Raw genomic sequence first — 17,364 nt, forward strand, 5'->3', positions numbered from 1 at the left:
GGTTATCGAAGCCTCGCCGGAATCGACGTACGGGAGACGCAACATCATGAGTACGCCACCGCCCAGCGCTTCACGACCGGCCGTTCGGATCGGCGTGCTCGTTCCGCTGACTCGGCCCGGGTGGGCGGAGGCGGGGCAACACCTGCTCGCGGGGCTGGAGTTGGGGGCTCGGGAGGTCAATGAGGGGGGTGGGATCGCCGGGGCCCCTCTTGAGTTGGTGGTTCGGGACACGGCCGCTGATCCGAAGAGGGCCGTGGCGGCCGTAGACGAATTGGCCGGTCTGGGGGTGGTCGCGCTGGTCGGGGAGTATCACAGCGTTGTCGCTCGTGCTGTTGCCGCCAGGGCGGATGCGCTCGGGCTGCCGTTTCTGTGTTCGTCGGCTGTTCTTGACGCGTTGACCGATGAGCCTTCGGAGTGGGTCGCGCGGATTGCTCCTGCTCAGTCACATGGGTGGCGGGTCTACGCGGAGTTCCTGCTCGGTGCGGGGCATCGTCGGGTCGCCGTCGCCGCCGATCCGAGCGTGTACTGGGCGTCCGGGGCGCGGATTCTGCGCAACTGCCTTGTCCCGCACGGTGGTTCCGTCGTCGAGTTCGACATGCGTGCGCTCGGCACGGAGGCCGTGTGCGACGCACTCGTCGACAGTCGCGCGACCGCCCTGCTTCTCCTCGTCGGGTATCCGGAGCCGGCCGTCTCGATCGTGAAGTGCGTTCGGCGGGATCCGCGGCTCGGGGAGGTGTTGGTCGGCGCTCCGGCCGGGCAGCCCGAATTCGCCGAGTGGGGTGGGTTGTTGGGGGACGACGGCGCCTCGGTTCCGTTCCTGCGCTATCTGCCCGAACGGCTCGGGGCACTTGGTGTGCGTGTCGAGGCCGCGCTGCGGGGGCGGTTGGGCGGCGCGCCCTCGTTCGTTGCCTTTGAGGGGTACGACGCCGTTGTCGTTCTTGCCGATGTGCTGCGTTCCGCCGCGTCCTGGCCGCATGTCGCGGTCGAGGGTACGCGCGGGGCGATCTCGTTCTCCCGTGTGCCGGGGATCGGTGTGTGGCAGTGGGCCTGGGCGCCGGTCCAAGTTGTTGACCGGGATCCGGCGGAACCTGGTCGCTTTCGGGTGCTGCACACCGGGTGAACGGAAGACCCCGGCGCCGAATGAACGGGCCGGGGTCCACTGATGCCGTACCTGGAGGTCAGGCGCGTACCAGTTCGCGGTCCTCGTCGGGGTCGGAGTCCTTGGAGTCCAGCTCGCGCAGACCCTCGCCCTCGACGTCCACGTTCGGCAGTATCCGGTCCAGCCACTTCGGCAGCCACCACGCCCGCTTGCCGAGCAGCGCGAGCACCGCCGGGACGATCGCCATGCGGACCACGAACGCGTCGAAGAAGACGGCGACCGCCAGGCCGAAGCCGATCATCTTGACCATGGACTCGCTGGAGGTGATGAAGCCGGCGAAGACGGCCATCATGATGACCGCCGCGGCCGTGACGACCCGGGCACCGTGCCTGAACCCGGTGACGACGGCCTGGCTGGGCTTCTCGCCATGGACGTACGCCTCGCGCATCCGGGTCACGAGGAACACCTCGTAGTCCATCGCCAGGCCGAAGACCACGCCCACCAGGAAGATCGGCATCATCGACATGATCGGACCGGTCTCCTCCACGCCGATCAGGCCCGACAGCCAGCCCCACTGGAAGACGGCGACGACCGCGCCGAGCGAGGCGAGCACGCTGAGCAGGAAGCCGAGGGCCGCCTTCAGCGGGACCAGGATCGAGCGGAAGACGACGATCAGCAGCAGGAAGGCCAGGCCGACGACCAGGGCCAGGTACGGGATCAGGGCGTCGTTGAGCTTCTGCGAGAAGTCGATGTTCATCGCCGTGGTACCGGTGACCAGTACCTGTGCGTCCGTGTCGGCCTTGATGCCGGTGCCCTCGTCACGGATGGAGTGCACCAGGTCCTCGGTGGTGACCGACGACGGTTTGGAGTCGGGCACGACGGTGATCGTCGCGGTGTCGCCGGCCTTGTTGAACATGGCCGGGCTGACCGAGACCACGTCGTCGAGGGTCTTGATCTTGTCGGTCACCGTGGTGACGGCGGCCTTGGGCGCGTCGCTGTTCTTGGCGTCCACGACGATCATCAGCGGGCCGTTGAAGCCGGGGCCGAAGCCCTCCGCGAGGAGGTCGTAGGCCCGTCGCTGGGTGGTGGACGTCGGCTGTGAGCTGTCGTCGGGCAGACCCAGCTGCAGCTGGCTGGCCGGCAGCGCGATCGCACCGAGGCCGAGCACGCTGAGGATCAGGACGGCGGCGGGGCGCCGTACGACGAAGCTCGCCCAGCGGGTGCCCATGTTCGGCCTGGCCGCCTTGGCCGCTTCCTTGGCGCTGCCGCCGCCCAGCCACTTGGCCCTCTCGCCGGTGGGTTTGATCCTGCGGCCCGCGAAACCGAGCAGCGCCGGGATCATGGTCAGTGCGATGAACACCGCGACCACGACCGTGCCCGCCGCCGCGACACCCATCTTGGTCAGCATCGGCACGTTGACGACGGCGAGACCGGCCAGCGCGATGACGACCGTGAGACCGGCGAAGACCACCGCCGAACCCGCGGTGCCGACGGCCCGGCCGGCCGCGTCCTCGCGTTCGCGGCCCTCGGCCAGCTCGGCCCGGTAGCGGGACACGATGAACAGCGCGTAGTCGATGCCGACGGCGAGGCCGATCATCATCGCCAGCGTCGAGGTCGTCGATCCCAGGTCCAGCGTCTTCGCCAGGACCGTGATCGTCGAGACGCCGATCCCCACCCCGATGATCGCCGTCAGCAGCGGCAGGCCGGCCGAGACCAGCGAACCCAGGGTGATGAGGAGGACGACGGCGGCCAGGGCGATACCGATGATCTCGCCGACGCCCATCTCCGCGGCGGCCTGGAGCGCGTCACCGCCGACGTCGACGGTCAGCCCGGTGGCCCGGGCCTGGGCCGCGGTGTCCTCCAGGGCGTCCTTGCTGGAGTCCTTGAGTTCCATGCCGGCGACGTCGTACTTCACCGAGGTGTAGGCGACCGTCCCGTCCTTGCTCACGGCGTTCGTGGTGAACGGGTCGGAGACGGAGACGACTTCGGAGCCGTCGGCCAGCTCCTTCACCGTCTTCTCGACGGTCGCCTTGTTGCCTGCGTCGGTCATCTTCTCGCCGCTCGGCGCCTTGAAGACGACGCGCGCGGTGCCGCCGTCCGAACTGGAGCCGGGGAAGCGCTGGTCCAGCAGGTCGAAGGCCTTCTGGGCCTCGGTCCCGGGTATGGAGAAGGAGGTGGAGCCCGCTGCGGGCGCGCCGGCCGCACCGACTCCCGCGAGCGTCAGCAGCGCGATCCATAGAAGGGCGACGTAGTGCCGTCGCCTGAAGGCGAGCCGGCCGACTTTGTAGAGGAACGTGGCCACGAGGGCGTACTCCCGGTCAGGTCGTGGGGTTCTTCGGGGCAGGGGTGATCAACCGGTTGGGGACACGGGTGATCGGCCCGACGACGTGAGCGGTTACGTCAGGTGGGCGTGCTGTATCGGGTGGTGTGGGTCGGTCAGGTGGTGGGTGCGCCCAGTGCGGGGAGCACCACGGCGTCGATGTACGACAGCAGGAAGGCCTGGGTGGGCGGCTGCTCGTCGATCATGGTGCGGGCTGCGAACCCGCCGATCATCATGTGCACGATGTACTCGATCGCCGGGTTGTCGGCACGGATCTCACCCCGGTCGACGGCCCGCTGGAGCACGGTCTTGAACTCCGTCATCTCGGGTTCGACGAGGTGTTCCCGGAACGCCTTGAGGAGGTCCGGGCTGCCGTGCATCGCCATGGCCAGGCCCCGCATGAGCGCGGAGTTCTGCTCCATCTCGCAGTCGTCCGACCGCATCGTGAGGGCGTGGAAGTCGCCCCTGAGCGAGCCGGTGTTGACCTCGGCGGCCGATGCGCCGGGCTTGTTGTGCCGCACCGCTTTGGCCACCAGCTCGGCCTTGCCGCCCCACTGGCGGTAGAGCGTCGCCTTGCTGGACCGGGTGCGGGCGGCCACGGCGTCCATGGTGAGGGCGTCGTAGCCGACTTCCCGGAGCAGGTCGAGCACGGCCGCGTACAACTCGGCCTCTCGCTCGGGTGTGATGCGACTGCGACGCGCCGTTGCGACCTCAGTCATGCGACTCACCTTCCCAGCTCCGAACGACACGGTTTCGTACATGACGAATGTAGCGCACCTCTCTACGAAACGAAACCGTTTCGTACGTGTGTTGAGTCACGATACGGCCCGGGCCGCCGCCACGCCGGTGATTTTTCATAAGTTGCTCCGGTCCGTCCCGCGGAAAAGCATAGGGAGGTGAGCTATCTGCGCCTGCCGCACCTCAGTGGCGACCTCCTGAGCTTCGTGGCCGAGGACGACCTCTGGCTAGCCCCTCTCGACGGCAGGGGCCGCGCCTGGCGGCTCACCGTCGACCGCACGAAGGTCGGCCACCCCCGCTTCTCGCCCGACGGCCGCCACATCGCGTACACGACCTGGCGCAGCCTGGTCCCGGAGATCCATCTCGCGCCGGTCGAGGGCGGACCCGGCCGCCGGCTGACGTACTGGGGCAGCGCCGACACCCAGGTCTGCGGCTGGACCCCGGACGGCGACATCCTCGCGGTCGCCTCGCACGGCGAGCCGTTCTCGTACTTCACCTGGGCCCACAAGGTCCCCACCGACGGCGACCCCGGCGGCCGCCTCCCCTGGGGCCCGGTCTCCGACATCCAGCTCGCCGACGTCGACGGCGAACGCCAGACCCTGCTCCTCACCGGCACCCCGCCGCACGAACCGGCCGCCTGGAAGCGCTACCGCGGCGGCGCGATGGGCCGCCTCTGGCTGCACGGCCGCCGCCTGCTCGCGGACCTCGAAGGCCACCTGCACTCCCCCATGTTCGTCGACGGCCGCATCGCCTTCCTCTCCGACCACGAGGGCATCGGCAACCTCTACTCCTGTTCCTACGACGGCTCCGACCTGCGGCGCCACACCGATCACGACGCCTTCTACGCCCGGCACGCGGCGAGCGACGGCACCCGGGTCGTGTACCAGTGCGCCGGCGACCTGTGGATCGTCGACGACCTGTCGGCGGCCTCGGTCCCGCGCAAGCTGGACGTGCGGTTGAGCGGGCCGCGCGCGGGCCGCCGTACGTACCAAGTCCCCGCCGCCCAGCACGTCGACGGCATCTCGGTCGACGAGACGGGCCGCGCGAGCGCCGTCGTCGTACGCGGCAGCCTGTACTGGCTCACGCACCGCGACGGCCCCGCCCGCACCATCACCGACACCCCGGGCGTACGGGTCCGCCTCCCCGAGATGCTCGGCTCCGGCGGGCAGGTCGCCTACGTCACGGACGCGGACGGCGAGGACGCGATCGAGATCGCCTACCTCCCCCGCGCCTCCGGCGAACGCGAGCCCCGCCGACTCGCCTCCGGCGAGGTGGGCCGCGTACTGGAGCTGGTGTCGGACACGGCCGGCGAGCGATTGGCGATCGCGGCCCACGACGGTCGGCTGCTCCTGCTGGACGCCACCGAAGACTCCAACGGCGAGGTGACGGAGCTCATTTGCTCGATCAACGGGCCGGTACGGGACCTCGCCTTCTCCCCCGACGGCACCTGGCTGACCTGGTCCCACCCCGGCATCGGCCGCTCGCTCCGCCAGATCAAGATGGCACGGATAAAGGACCGTTTGATCGTCGACGTCACCAACGGCCGCTTCGAGGACGAGAATCCGGTCTTCACGCGGGACGGCCGCTACCTCGCCTTCCTCTCCTGGCGCGGCTTCGACCCGGTCTACGACGTCCACACCGGCGACCTGTCCTTCCCGCTCGGCTGCCGTCCGTACCTGGTACCGCTGTCCTCGGCGACCCCGTCCCCCTTCGCGCTGACCCCGGAGGGCCGGCCGGCCGCCGGGGGCCTGGACGCGGCGGAGGACGACGAGGGCGCGGACGGCGCGGTGACCGTGGAGGTGGAAGGACTGGAGAGCAGAGTCACCCCCTTCCCCGTCTCGGCCTCCAAGTACTCGGCGCTGTACCCGGTTTCGGGCGGCGGACTGGTCTGGCTGCGCTGGCCGATCTCGGGCGCGCTGGGCGAGACCTTCGCCAACCCGGACGACACGAGCGGCCGGCCGACCCTCGAATACTTCAACATCAGCAAGGCGAAGAAGTCCGAACTGGTCGACCACCTCGACTGGTTCGCGGTGAGCGGAGACGGCTCACGCCTGGTCGTCGTGGACGAGGACGAACTACGAGCGGTCCCCTCCACCGAGTCCGGCGACAGCGACTCGACGGTCTGGATCGACCTCCGCCGCATCCTCCACGAGGTGGACCCGCCCGCCGAGTGGCGCCAGTCGTACGAGGAGGCGGGCCGCCTGATCCGCGCGTACTACTGGGACCCGCAGATGTGCGGCATCGACTGGACCGGGGTGCTGGAGCAGTACCGCCCGCTGGTCGAACGGGTGGCTTCCCCGGACGACTTCGCGGACCTACTGCGGGAAGTCCTGGGCGAGTTGGGCACCTCGCACGCCTACGTCACCGCGTCCCGCCGCAACGAGGGCCCGCCCCACTACCAGCGCCGACAAGGCCTGCTGGGCGCCAACTTCGTACGCAGGGAGGGCGGTTGGACGGTCGCCCGCATCCTCCCCGGCGAGTCCTCGGACTCCAAGGCCCGCTCCCCCCTGGCCGGCACCGGCATCCGGGAGGGCGCGATCCTGACCCACGTGGACGGCCGCCCGGTGGACGAACTGACGGGCCCCTACCCCCTGTTGGCCGGCGCGGGCGGTACGACGGTCGAGCTGACCTTCACCCCGGCGGAGGGCGAGGGCAGGGCCCGCCGCGTAGCAGTGGTCCCCTTGATCGACGAGCGTCCCCTCCGCTACCAGGACTGGGTGGCCAAACGCCGGGCGGTGGTACGGGAGTTGAGCGGCGGCCACTGCGGCTACCTCCACATCCCCGACATGGGCGGCTCCGGCTGGGCCCAGTTCAACCGCGACCTGCGCCTTGAGGTGTCCCGCCCGGCCCTCATCGTCGACGTACGCGGCAACGCGGGCGGCCACATCAGCGAGCTGGTGGTCGAGAAACTGACCCGCACGATCCTGGGCTGGGACCTGACCCGCAACGCCCAGCCGGTGTCGTACGCCTCAAATGCCCCCAGGGGACCGGTAGTTGCCCTCGCCGACGAAGCGACATCCTCGGACGGCGACATGATCACGGCCGCCTTCAAACTCCTCAAACTCGGCCCGGTGGTGGGTCAACGAACCTGGGGCGGAGTGGTGGGCATGACCGGCCGCCACCAACTCGGCGACGGCACGGTGATCACGGTCCCCATGAACGCGGCCTGGTTCGACGCGTACGGCTGGTCGGTGGAGAACAGGGGCGTGACCCCGGACTTGGAGATCCTCCGCACGCCATTGGACTGGGCAGAGGGGCGCCATGCGCAGCTGGACGACGCGATCAAGCTGGCCCTGGACCTACTGGCCCTCCACCCGGCGGCGACCCCGCCCGACTACTCAGCCGTCCCGGACCGAAGCAGGCCGAAGTTGCCGCCACGTTCTTGAGAGGGGGCCGCCAAGTCCCTTCTTCAGGGGCCGCGGGCCTGTGTCATTTTGCGACACCGCCGCGTGGGCGTGCCTACGTGCGACTCCGCCACGCTCTTGAGACAGGCAAGGCCAACTCCCTTAGGGGCGCGGCACTGTGTCTCTTTGCGGCTCCGCCGCGCGGGCGCGCCCAGCCCCCACCGCCCCGCACCCAACAACGCAGCCGAAAACGCACCGGAAAACGCAAACGCGGGGCGCCCCAAAACACAGGGCACCCCACGCAAACCGGCTAAAGCCGAGCGCAGCGGCTACGCGTCGTAGTCCTGGTCCATCTCCTGGTCCATACGCTCCCGCGCACCCTGCCCCGTACGCTCAACGTCCTCGTCCCGCTGCTGACCGCGGTCCCGCGCCTGGTCCTTGCCCTGGTCCATACGGTCCTTGGCCTTGTCGGCGAGGTCCTTGGCCTTGTCCTGGAACTGGTCCTTCATACCCATGTGGGTTCACTCCCGTAGTGGGGGGATTGGCCCTTGGCCGGGCCTCGACCAGATTCACACGCCAGGACAAACCCCGCATTTCGATCAGTCACCCTCCGTGACACGCGCCGTAGCCCGGGCCGCTTCGTCCGCCGCCCCACCCGCCCCCACAAGCCCCGACCGCATCCCGTCCAACCGAGCCCCGAACCGCCGCATCTCCCGCTGCCCCACCGACCCGATGACCCCCGGCAGATACCCCCGCACCCCCTGCATCCCCCGCAACCACCACTGCCCGTACACATGACTCGACCGCCGCTCGATCCCGGCGACGATCCGATCGACCGCCGGCCCGAGCGGATACGTCTTGTTCGACGGCCAGGGCAACCGCTCCCTCAACTCCCGCATGACCGCGTCCTGATCAGCCCCCCGCACCATGTCCGTGTCGGTCCACGACAGATACCCGACCCCGACCCGTACGCCCTTGTAACCGACCTCGGCCCGCAGACTGTGCGCGTACGCCTCGACCCCCGACTTGGACGCGCAGTACGCGGTCATCATCGGCGCCGGCGTGATCGCGGCCAGCGAGGCGATCTGCAGCAGATACCCCCGGCTCTCCATCAGCACGGGCAGAAACGCCCGTGCGGTCACGGCGGACCCGATCAGATTCACCTCGATCACCCGCCGCCACGCGACCGGATCGGAGTCGAGGAAAGGCCCACCGTTCGCGACGCCCGCGTTGGCGACGACGATGTCGACCTTCCCGAACCGCTCCTTCACCTCGGCCGCGACCCGGGCCATCGCCTCGTGGTCCGTCACGTCGGCGTACCAGTGGTCGCTGTCGGTGTGCAGCCGCTCGGAGACCTGCTTCAGCGCATCGGGTTCCAGCCCGACCAGCGCCAACTTGGCTCCGCGCGCGGAGAGTTTGCGGGCGAGCAACTCACCGACACCCCGCGCGGCCCCGGTCACGACCGCGACCTGCCCTTCCAGGCTGACCCTGCTGCTCATGCGCCCTCCTTAACCTGATCGAACTCCACGTATATAGCGACCAGTTCACGAATCTTCGCGCTGACCAGCTCCGGCGCCTCGACGGGCGCCATATGACCGAGCCCGGGAAGTTCGGTGATCCCGATGCAGTTGGGCAGCGCGGCGACCAACGCCCGCGCATGCACCGGCGGCGTCAACCGGTCCGCCGTCCCGACGACGACAGCCGTCGGCACCGCCAACTCCCGTACGCCGTCGTCGAGATCGAGCGAATCAAGCACCCGCGACCACGCGTACCGCACCGCCCTCGGGCACGCGTGCACGATGCGCGCGCACGCCTCGACCATGTGCGGGGCCGAACCAGGGCCCATCGTCCCGTACTTGAGGATCCGCCGCGCGGTCGGCGTGACCGGCCCGAGCGGTGCCCGCGTCCCCAGTATCTTCCGGGTCAGCCGGGTCCGCATCCGCCCGGCCCGCATCGGCACCACCAGCGACTCGTCGACCAGCCGTGAACTCCCCGTACTGCACAGCAGAACGGCCACCGCGTGCTCCCGGAACCCCGCCCGCCCGGCCGCCGCCAGCACGGCCATCCCGCCCATGGAGTGCCCCGCGACCACGGCTTTCTCCCCGGGCGCGAGCGTCTCCTCCAGTACGGCTTCCAGGTCGTCGGCGAGCGCGTCGGTACTGTGCGCGACGGCCACCGGACTGCGCCCGTGACCCCGCTGGTCGTAGGCGATGACCCGGTGGTCGACCGCCAAGTCCCGTACCTGCGCGGCCCAGAAGGCCGTGGAACAGGTCCAGCCGTGCGCGAGGACGACGGCGGGCGCGTCCTCGGGACCGTGCACCTCGACATGCAGCCGGGAGCCGTCGGCCGAGGTGACGGCGAGTTCGCGGGCGGGGACGGGCGGGGCGTACGGCCCGGAGGCAACGTGCATGAGACGGCTCACGCGCTCGCCACCTCCGCCTGCTCGGTCTTTTTGTTGACCTGCGCTCGCGCGACCTCGTACTCCGTGAGGTCGACTCGCCTGGTGGCCTTGCGGAACTCGGCCGTGGTCCCGGGCCAGATGGTGGTGTTGCGGCCGGACGCGTCCATGTACCAGCTCGTGCAGCCGCCCGTGTTCCACACCGTGCGCTTCATACGGTCCTGCACGCGCCGGTTCCACGCGCTCACGGCGCTCGGCCGGGCGTCGAGGGCGACGCGGCCGCCCAGGACGTCCAACTGCCGTACGTAGTCGGCGAGATAGTTCAGCTGGGACTCGATCATCAGGATCATGGAGGACGTCCCGAGGCCGGTGTTGGGCCCGATGACGGTCATCCAGTTCGGGAACCCTGCCGCGGAGGCCCCTCGTAGCGCCTGCATTCCGCCCTGCCACGCCTCGGCGAGCGTGCGCCCGTCCGCGCCGACGACCCGGTCGGCGATCGGCATGTCCGTGACGTGGAAGCCCGTGCCGAAGACGATCGCGTCGACCTCGGCCGTGGTGCCGTCGGCCGCGACGACCGTCGAACCGCGGACCTCGCTCAACCCGCTTGCCACGACGTCCACATTGGGCTGGGCGAGGGCCGGGTAGTAGGCGCGGGAGAGCAGGATCCGCTTGCAGCCGATGCGGTAGTCGGGGGTGAGCTTGGCGCGCAGCGCCGGGTCCTTGATGGCGCGGGCCATGTTCTTCTTGGCCAACTGCTCCACCAGGACAAGCTCGTTGGGCCGCTTGGTGAAGGCCTGGGTCTGCAACTCCCGTATGCCCCACAGGAGTCCGCGCCGTAGCTGGGTGGTGAAGGGCAGTGCGCGGTGTACGGCGCGTTCGGCGGCGCTGATGGGGCGGTCGACGCGGGGCATCACCCAGGGCGGGGTGCGCTGGAAGAGGGTGAGGCGCTCCACGTCGGGCTGGATCGCCGGCACGATCTGGATCGCGGAGGCGCCGGTGCCGACCATCGCGACGCGCTTGCCGCGCAGGTCGTAGTCGTGGTCCCAGCGCGCGGAGTGGAAGACCTTGCCGGGGAAGGAGTCGAGCCCCGGGACGTCCGGGACCTTGGGGTCGGACAGCGGGCCGGTGGCGGAGACGACGAGGTCGGCGGAGTAGGAACCGCCGGTGGTCTCGATGTCCCACCGCAGCCGCTCCGCGTCCCAAGTCATCATCTTGACCTCGGAGTTGAAGCGGATGTGGGGCCGGAGCCGGAAGACGTCCGCGACGTTCTCCAGGTACGCACGGATGTGTTCCTGCCCGGAGAAGGTGCGCGGCCAGTCGGCGTTCGGCGCGAAGGAGAACGAGTACAGATGGGACGGTACGTCGCAGGCGCAGCCGGGATAGCTGTTGTCCCGCCAGGTGCCGCCCACGCTGTCGGCGCGCTCCAGGACGACGAAGTCGGTGACACCCTCGCGCCGCAACCGCACCGCGGCCCCCAGCCCGCCGAACCCTGACCCGATCACCGCCACCCGCACATGCTCGCGTTCGTACTCGTGCTCGTGTTCGGTCATCCCGCGCCCTCCATACGACCCACGCGACCGCGCCAGTGAACACTGGCGCAATCGGAGCGTAGGGCAGCTTCTTACTCATGGGTAGGGGTCGGGACAAGGAAAGTTACCGGGGGTACGACGTAGGGTGCGGGCGTGGCGGAGAAGGCGGAACGGGCGGAACAGGCGGAGAAGCGCGAGTACCGCATGGAGGAACTGGCCGAGGAGGCCGGCATCACGGTGCGCACCCTGCGCTTCTACCGCGAGCGCAAACTCATCCACCCGCCGCGCCGGGAGGGCCGTATCGCCTGGTACGACGAGACGCACCTGGCCCGCCTGCGCACGATCTCGGCGCTCCTGGAGCGCGGCCACACCCTCAACGGCATCGCGGAACTCGCCGAGGCCTTCGACCACGGCCGCAACGTGGGCGAGTTGCTCGGCCTCGGCGCTCCCACCGAGGAGACGCCGGTCCGGCTCACCCCGGAGGCCCTCGCCGACTACTTCGGCGACCAGGCGACCCCGGAGAACTTCGCCGCCTCGCTGGAACTGGGCTACCTCGGCACCGACGGCGGCGAGATCGTCCACATCAGCCGCCGCCTCCTCGACGTCACGGCCGCGCTGGTCCGCGAGGGCATCCCCCTCGCCGACGTCCTCAGCGCGGGCCGCCGCGTCCGCGCGCACACGGACGCCCTCGCCGAGCTCTTCACCGACCTGGTCATCTCCGAGGACCGCACGGCGGAGGACCTGCAACGCCTACGACCGCTGGCGAAGAGCGTCGTAGAGGCGGAACTCTCGATGGCGATGGACCGCCGACTCCAGGCCGGCGGCGACCAGGGACCTCAGAGGTCGTAGACCACCGTCACGGGCGCGTGGTCCGACCAGCGCTCGTCATGCGTGGCCGCGCGCTCGACATACCCCTTGACCGCCTTGGCGGCGAGCCCGGCCGTCGAGACGTGATAGTCGATCCGCCATCCGCTGTCGTTGTCGAACGCCCGCCCCCGGTAGGACCACCAGGAGTACGGCCCCTCCACGTCCGGATGCAGGGCGCGCACGACATCGACATACGCCCCGTCCTCCGCGTCGAAGACGCTGCTCAGCCACTCCCGCTCCTCCGGCAGGAAGCCGGAGCTCTTCTGGTTGGCGCGCCAGTTCTTGAGGTCGGCGGGCTGGTGGGCGATGTTCCAGTCGCCGCAGACGACGACCTCGCGCCCGTCGGCGGCGGCCCGCTCACGCAGCCCCTTCAGATAGGTGAGGAACTCACCCATGAAGCGCACCTTCTCGTCCTGCCGCTCGGTGCCGACCTCGCCGGAGGGCAGGTAGAGGCTGGCGACCGTGACACCGGGGAGGTCGGCCTCGACGTAACGACCGCTCCCGTCGAACTCGGCCGATCCGAAGCCGACCTGGACGCGGTCCGGCTCGCGGCGGGTGTAGAGGGAGACACCGGCGCGGCCCTTGGCGGCGGCCGGGGCGTGCACGACGTGCCAGCCCTCGGGGGTGCGGACGTGCTCCGGCAACTGCTCCGGCTCGGCCCGCACCTCCTGCAGACAGAGCACATCGGCGGAGGTCTCCGCGAGCCACTCCACGAAGCCCTTCTTCGCGGCGGCCCGCAGTCCGTTCACATTGGCAGAGGTCACAGTGAGCACTCGGGCACAATACCGGCACACTGGACGGAGTCCAGATCCGCCCCGAGCAGACCCTCACGGGCCCGCACAGAACTCCGCAGACCCTCCCTTCGCATAGAAGTACGATACTCGGCATGAATATACGCCCCGTCCCGTTCGACCACCCCGACGCCGTCAAGCTGAACGACCAGGTCCAGGCGGAGTACCACGACCGCTACGGCGACGGCGGCGACGCCACGGTCCTGGACCCGTCGGACTTCACCCCGCCGAACGGCGTGTACCTCATCGCGTACGACGAGCACGACGACCCCGTGGCCACCGGCGGCTGGCGCTCCCAGGACGCCAACGGCGAGGGCAACGAGGACGGCGACGCCGAGCTCAAGCGCATGTACGTGATCGAGCAGGCCCGCGGCCTGGGCCTCGCCCGCCGCATGCTGGCCGCCCTGGAGGAGGACGCCCGCACGGCCGGCCGCACCCGCATGGTCCTGGAGACCGGCACCAAGCAGCCGGAGGCCATCGCCCTCTACACGTCCAGCGACTACGAGCCCTGCGTGAAGTTCGGCCATTACCGCTTCCACGACGACAGCCGGTGCTTCGCGAAGGCGCTGTGAGCCCTTGCGACTCCCTCGGCGGTGTCGTTCAGGTCCCGTGATCCGCGGGGCGACTCATCGGGTTCGCCGATGGCCCGCTACGGGCTCGAGAGGGCTTCTCGGGGAGCGAGGCGGGCGGCGCGGACGGCGGGCCAGAGGCCGGCGAAGGCACCGATGGCGATCGTGGCGCCGACACCGACTGCCAAGGCCCACGGGGGTATGACGACCTGCCAGCCCTGATAGACGGCGTAGCCCGCCGAGGCTACGGCGCCCAGTGCGGCGCCGCTCGCTCCGCCGAGGGTGGACAGCAGTACGGACTCGGTCAGGAACTGGGTGCGGATCTGGGCGCGGGTGGCACCCAGGGAACGGCGCAGGCCGATCTCGCCGCGTCGTTCCAGGACGGCGATGACCATGGTGTTGGCCACGCCGACGCCGCCCACGAGCAGGGCGATGCCGCCGATGCCGACCAGCAGGCTGGTGAAGGCGTTGTTGGCGGCCTGTTTGGCGGTGAGCGCGTCGGAGGGTCGGGAGACGGTGACCTCGCTGGGGTTCTCGGGGTTGACGGTGGCCGCGAGGACGTCGCGGACCTGGCCGACCTTGCTGTCCGCGCTGCGGAGGTAGATCTGGGTGGGCCTGCCGTCGAAGCCGAGCAGGCGCTTCGCGGCGTCCCAGCCGACCAGGGCCGAGGTGTCCAGCTCCGGCGCGAGCGGCGCCTTGTGCAGGATGCCGGTGACGGTGAACCACTGGCCGCCGAGCCAGATCCGGTTGCCGGGGTGGGTGATGCCGAGGAGCTCGGCCGTGGTGGCGCCCAGCACGACGGTCGGGTAGCGGGCCTGCGCGGCGTTGAGCCAGGTGCCGGCCGCCAGGTGCAGACCGACTGTCGTGGGGAGGTCGAGCCCGGTGGCGAGGACGCCGATGCCGCCGCTGGCGTCCTGGGGGATGTGGTCGTTGCGGTAGACATGGGCGTCGTCGACGCTGCCGGTGGCCGAGGCGGAGTCGACGGGAGCGATGCGTTCGACCATGCCCACGGAGCTCTCGGGCAGCGGGGCCGGTTTCCCGAGGAAGTCCTTTCCGGGGGTCACGGTGAGCAGATTGGTGCCCACGGAGGCGAGCCGGGCGTTGAAGGCAGCCTGGCTGGAGGAGGAGATGGCGATCACCGCGACCATGGCGGCGATCCCGATCGCGATGCCGAGGGCGGAGAGCACCACTCGGGCCGGGCGGACCCGCAGGCCCGCGCTGCCGACGCGCACGGTGTCGGCGGGACCGAGGCGGTGGGGGACGAGTTGCCCGGAGCTCACGACCTCACCTCCTCGTCGACCCGGCCGTCGAGGACGCGGACCCGGCGCGGGAGCGAGGCGGCCAGCTCCTGGTCGTGGGTGATCAGGACGACGGTGGTGCCGGACGTGTTGAGCTCCCGCAGGAGTTCCAGCACCGATGCCCCCGAGGTGGTGTCCAGGGCGCCGGTCGGCTCGTCGGCGAGCAGCAGCGGTGGGTCTCCGACGACCGCGCGGGCGATGGCGACGCGCTGCTTCTCGCCCCCGGACAGTTCGTGCGGGCGGTGGTCCAGGCGGTGGCCGAGGCCGACCCTGCGCAGCGTCCGCTCGGCGCGTGCGCGGCGCTGCCCGCGGGCCACGCCGGCGTACAGGAGGCCGTCGGCGACGTTGTCCAGGGCGCTGATCGAAGGAGCGAGGAAGAACTGCTGGAAGACGAAACCGATGGCGCGGGCCCGCAGCGCGGAGACCTGGCGCTCCTTGAGAGTGGCGATGTCGTGGCCGGCGATGGTCACGGTGCCCGAAGTGGCCGTGTCCAGGGTGCCGATGAGGTTGAGCAGGGTGGATTTCCCGGAGCCGGACGGGCCGACGATCGCGAGGAGTTCCCCGTGCCGGACGCGCAGGGACACGTCGTGCAGCACTCTGGTTCCGCCGGGGTAGACGTGACCGACCTCGCGAAGTTCCACCAGGGGGCCGGTCATTGGGCGACCCCGATCTCGGTGCCGGCCGCCAGGCCCTGGCCGCTGACCTCCACCCTGCCGTCGGCGAACATGCCGAGGGTGACGGGGACGATGGTGGACCGTCCGCCCGAGCCGATGGCTTCGACGCCGTAGCCGCCCTCGCTGAGTGCCAGCAGCGCGGTGACCGGCACCGTGAGCACGTTCTTCTTCTCGGCGGTCCGCAGGCCGACGGTGACCGGCGCCTGGGTGTAGGCCCCGGCGTCAGCGCTGTCGAGCGCGATGTCGACGCCGATGGTGGACCTGTCCGAGCTGCCGTTGGTGCCCGGGGTCACCGTGACGACCGTACCGACCGAGGTGATCGTGCCCTGGACGGTCCTGCCGCCCGGGTGGGAGACGGTCACCTTTTCGTTCTTCCTCGCGAGCGACTGGTTCCCGACGTCGAGGTCGACGTGCACCTGCCTCTTGTCCGAGGTGGCGTCCAGTACCGGCGTTCCGGGTGCGGGACCGGAGCCGACCGGGGTCTTGTGTGCGCTGATCCGCAGTGCTCCGGACGCGAAGAAGATCCGGCCCAGCGCGACGGTTCCGGTCCGCTCGCCCGTCGGCAGCCCGAGGTCCTTCTGCCAGCGTTCGACGGCCCTCGCGGTGGCGGCGGTATAGGTGTCGTCGGCGGTGAAGCCGTCGTAGCCCAGCGCTTGGAGGTTGGCCTCCAACTGCCGTACGTCCTGGCCCTCGTCGCCGGGTCTCATCTCGCGGTAGGCCGGGCCGGAGCCGTACATCAGGACGACCGGGGTCTCGTCGACGCTGTACAGCGTGTGGCCTCGGGTGACGGTGCGGCCGAGGCCGGGCAGGCCGGTGACGATGCCCGGCAACTGGGCGCTGACGGTGGTGGAACCGGAGTAGCCGAGGGTCCCGTCGACCTGCTGGGAGTTGACCAGGGTCTGCCGGGTCACCGTGGTGGTGCTCTCCTTCGGCCTGTCGGTGGTGGCCGCGATCGTCCGGCCGGGGGCGGCCACCGCGTAGAGCGCGCCACTGCCGATCACCGCGATCGCGACCGCCGCGACGGCCCAGGTGGTCAGGCGCCTTCGGCGGCCGGGACGGCGGGTGGCGTCGTCCTGCGGCGGCGCCGCGGCCCTGTCGAGGGCGGTCACTGGCCGGCCCTTCCGGAAACCCCGCCCCCGCACGCCTTCATGGCGTCCTGAGTCTTCTGCGACTCGGCGTCGGGGATGTTCAACGGCTTGTCCGCGGAGGGGTCCGGCACGTCGATTCCCTTGCCGCGCAGGCACCGTGCCAGCTTCAGCGCCTGGGCGTCCGCCGAAGCGCTGTCGACGGGGCCCTTCCCATCGGCGCTGGGCATGTACTGCTTGCACTTCTCGACGGCGCTGCTGAACTTCGCGGGGTCGCTGGGCATGGTCAGCTTCGTCCCGTCGGCGCCGGGGTCCGCCATGTCGACGCCGTTGCTGCGCATGCAGGCCGCGAACTTCAGCCGGGCCTTCTGCGCGTCCTTGCTCTTCGCGGAGGCGCTGGAAGTGGGCGTCTTGCTGCCCTTGGCACTGGCGACGTCGTCGCCGGAGTCGTGCGCGCCGCACGCCGACAGGACCAGGACCAGCGACGCGGCGCCGGCCGCGAGGACGGCGCGGGTCCACGGAACAGTGGACAGGGTGGGCATCGGGAACCTCACAGGGATGGGTGGGAAGGCAATGTCCCCGTAGGACAACAGGGCGCCGTTTACAGGGAGATAAGGACCACGCAGGGTCGGGCCGGCTTCGTGCCGACGCT

General features: G+C 70.3%; 15 protein-coding genes. 4 read left to right on the top strand and 11 right to left on the bottom strand.

All coding sequences use genetic code 11. The features are described from left to right. The first annotated feature begins 46 nt into the window (after positions 1-46). Positions 47-1,120 (top strand): ABC transporter substrate-binding protein, encoded by a 1,074-nt coding sequence (locus OG496_RS25165; RefSeq protein ID WP_405972489.1) that lies wholly within the window; start codon positions 47-49, stop codon positions 1,118-1,120. 58 nt (positions 1,121-1,178) lie between these two features. Here the strand turns inward: OG496_RS25165 and OG496_RS25170 are convergent, their stop codons facing one another. Both OG496_RS25170 and OG496_RS25175 read right to left on the bottom strand, forming a co-directional pair. Further along, complete coding sequence (locus OG496_RS25170) at positions 1,179-3,401, bottom strand: MMPL family transporter (protein WP_405972490.1); 2,223 nt, start codon at positions 3,399-3,401, stop codon at positions 1,179-1,181. Positions 3,402-3,535: 134 nt separating this feature from the next. Beyond that, on the bottom strand, positions 3,536-4,138 hold the full coding sequence (locus OG496_RS25175) for a TetR/AcrR family transcriptional regulator (protein WP_366496934.1): 603 nt from the start codon (positions 4,136-4,138) through the stop codon (positions 3,536-3,538). A 177-nt stretch (positions 4,139-4,315) separates the two neighbouring features. On the opposite strand from OG496_RS25175, the gene OG496_RS25180 reads away from it, so the two are divergent. Then, the gene (locus tag OG496_RS25180; protein ID WP_366496933.1) at positions 4,316-7,543 is read left to right on the top strand and encodes a S41 family peptidase; all 3,228 of its coding nucleotides are present in this window, start codon (positions 4,316-4,318) and stop codon (positions 7,541-7,543) included. A 287-nt stretch (positions 7,544-7,830) separates the two neighbouring features. On the opposite strand, the gene OG496_RS25185 is transcribed toward OG496_RS25180, so the two are convergent. From OG496_RS25185 to OG496_RS25200, 4 genes are all read right to left on the bottom strand, one after another. Next, positions 7,831-8,016 carry a hypothetical protein gene (locus OG496_RS25185; protein ID WP_328682605.1) on the bottom strand — a complete coding sequence of 62 codons (186 nt, stop codon included), beginning with the start codon at positions 8,014-8,016 and terminating at the stop codon, positions 7,831-7,833. Positions 8,017-8,100: 84 nt separating this feature from the next. Beyond that, positions 8,101-9,000: an SDR family oxidoreductase gene (locus OG496_RS25190; protein ID WP_399395774.1), complete on the bottom strand. Its 900-nt coding sequence runs from the start codon at positions 8,998-9,000 to the stop codon at positions 8,101-8,103. After that, positions 8,997-9,923, bottom strand: coding sequence for an alpha/beta fold hydrolase (locus OG496_RS25195; protein ID WP_405972491.1), 927 nt, complete (start codon positions 9,921-9,923; stop codon positions 8,997-8,999). Before OG496_RS25195 ends, OG496_RS25190 begins: the two co-directional genes overlap by 4 nt. After that, positions 9,920-11,449 carry a flavin-containing monooxygenase gene (locus OG496_RS25200; protein ID WP_405972492.1) on the bottom strand — a complete coding sequence of 510 codons (1,530 nt, stop codon included), beginning with the start codon at positions 11,447-11,449 and terminating at the stop codon, positions 9,920-9,922. The genes OG496_RS25195 and OG496_RS25200 overlap by 4 nt, the downstream gene beginning before the upstream one ends. A gap of 183 nt (positions 11,450-11,632) precedes the next feature. On the opposite strand from OG496_RS25200, the gene OG496_RS25205 reads away from it, so the two are divergent. Then, complete coding sequence (locus OG496_RS25205; RefSeq protein ID WP_366497077.1) at positions 11,633-12,277, top strand: MerR family transcriptional regulator; 645 nt, start codon at positions 11,633-11,635, stop codon at positions 12,275-12,277. Here OG496_RS25205 and OG496_RS25210 read toward each other — a convergent pair. Next, a complete protein-coding gene (locus OG496_RS25210) occupies positions 12,265-13,068 on the bottom strand; it encodes an exodeoxyribonuclease III (protein ID WP_366496929.1) in 804 nt (267 codons plus the stop codon). The two genes, OG496_RS25205 and OG496_RS25210, sit on opposite strands and share 13 nt — an antisense overlap. 113 nt (positions 13,069-13,181) lie before the next feature. On the opposite strand from OG496_RS25210, the gene OG496_RS25215 reads away from it, so the two are divergent. After that, positions 13,182-13,658: a GNAT family N-acetyltransferase gene (locus OG496_RS25215; protein ID WP_405972493.1), complete on the top strand. Its 477-nt coding sequence runs from the start codon at positions 13,182-13,184 to the stop codon at positions 13,656-13,658. A 77-nt stretch (positions 13,659-13,735) separates the two neighbouring features. Here the strand turns inward: OG496_RS25215 and OG496_RS25220 are convergent, their stop codons facing one another. From OG496_RS25220 to OG496_RS25235, 4 genes are read right to left on the bottom strand one after another with little or no spacing between them, the layout of a single operon-like run. Next, positions 13,736-14,935, bottom strand: a complete 1,200-nt coding sequence (locus tag OG496_RS25220; protein WP_405972494.1) for an ABC transporter permease — start codon at positions 14,933-14,935, stop codon at positions 13,736-13,738. Beyond that, positions 14,932-15,609 carry an ABC transporter ATP-binding protein gene (locus OG496_RS25225; protein WP_405972495.1) on the bottom strand — a complete coding sequence of 226 codons (678 nt, stop codon included), beginning with the start codon at positions 15,607-15,609 and terminating at the stop codon, positions 14,932-14,934. The genes OG496_RS25220 and OG496_RS25225 overlap by 4 nt, the downstream gene beginning before the upstream one ends. Then, positions 15,606-16,736: a peptidoglycan-binding protein gene (locus OG496_RS25230; protein ID WP_405972496.1), complete on the bottom strand. Its 1,131-nt coding sequence runs from the start codon at positions 16,734-16,736 to the stop codon at positions 15,606-15,608. The genes OG496_RS25225 and OG496_RS25230 overlap by 4 nt, the downstream gene beginning before the upstream one ends. Next, the gene (locus OG496_RS25235; RefSeq protein ID WP_405972497.1) at positions 16,733-17,254 is read right to left on the bottom strand and encodes a hypothetical protein; all 522 of its coding nucleotides are present in this window, start codon (positions 17,252-17,254) and stop codon (positions 16,733-16,735) included. The genes OG496_RS25230 and OG496_RS25235 overlap by 4 nt, the downstream gene beginning before the upstream one ends. Positions 17,255-17,364 lie beyond the last annotated feature (110 nt).

The organism is Streptomyces sp. NBC_00988 (assembly GCF_045162645.1).
In the GTDB taxonomy this organism is placed as follows: domain Bacteria; phylum Actinomycetota; class Actinomycetes; order Streptomycetales; family Streptomycetaceae; genus Streptomyces.

Excerpts from the sequence above, each read along its gene's own strand:
- OG496_RS25165 (WP_405972489.1), top strand. The coding sequence starts at position 47 with ATGAGTACGCCACCGCCCAGCGCTTCACGACCGGCCGTTCGGATCGGC.
- OG496_RS25175 (WP_366496934.1), bottom strand. The coding sequence starts at position 4,138 with ATGACTGAGGTCGCAACGGCGCGTCGCAGTCGCATCACACCCGAGCGA.
- OG496_RS25185 (WP_328682605.1), bottom strand. The coding sequence starts at position 8,016 with ATGGGTATGAAGGACCAGTTCCAGGACAAGGCCAAGGACCTCGCCGAC.
- OG496_RS25190 (WP_399395774.1), bottom strand. The coding sequence starts at position 9,000 with ATGAGCAGCAGGGTCAGCCTGGAAGGGCAGGTCGCGGTCGTGACCGGG.
- OG496_RS25200 (WP_405972492.1), bottom strand. The coding sequence starts at position 11,449 with ATGACCGAACACGAGCACGAGTACGAACGCGAGCATGTGCGGGTGGCG.
- OG496_RS25205 (WP_366497077.1), top strand. The coding sequence starts at position 11,633 with ATGGAGGAACTGGCCGAGGAGGCCGGCATCACGGTGCGCACCCTGCGC.
- OG496_RS25215 (WP_405972493.1), top strand. The coding sequence starts at position 13,182 with ATGAATATACGCCCCGTCCCGTTCGACCACCCCGACGCCGTCAAGCTG.
- OG496_RS25225 (WP_405972495.1), bottom strand. The coding sequence starts at position 15,609 with ATGACCGGCCCCCTGGTGGAACTTCGCGAGGTCGGTCACGTCTACCCC.
- OG496_RS25235 (WP_405972497.1), bottom strand. The coding sequence starts at position 17,254 with ATGCCCACCCTGTCCACTGTTCCGTGGACCCGCGCCGTCCTCGCGGCC.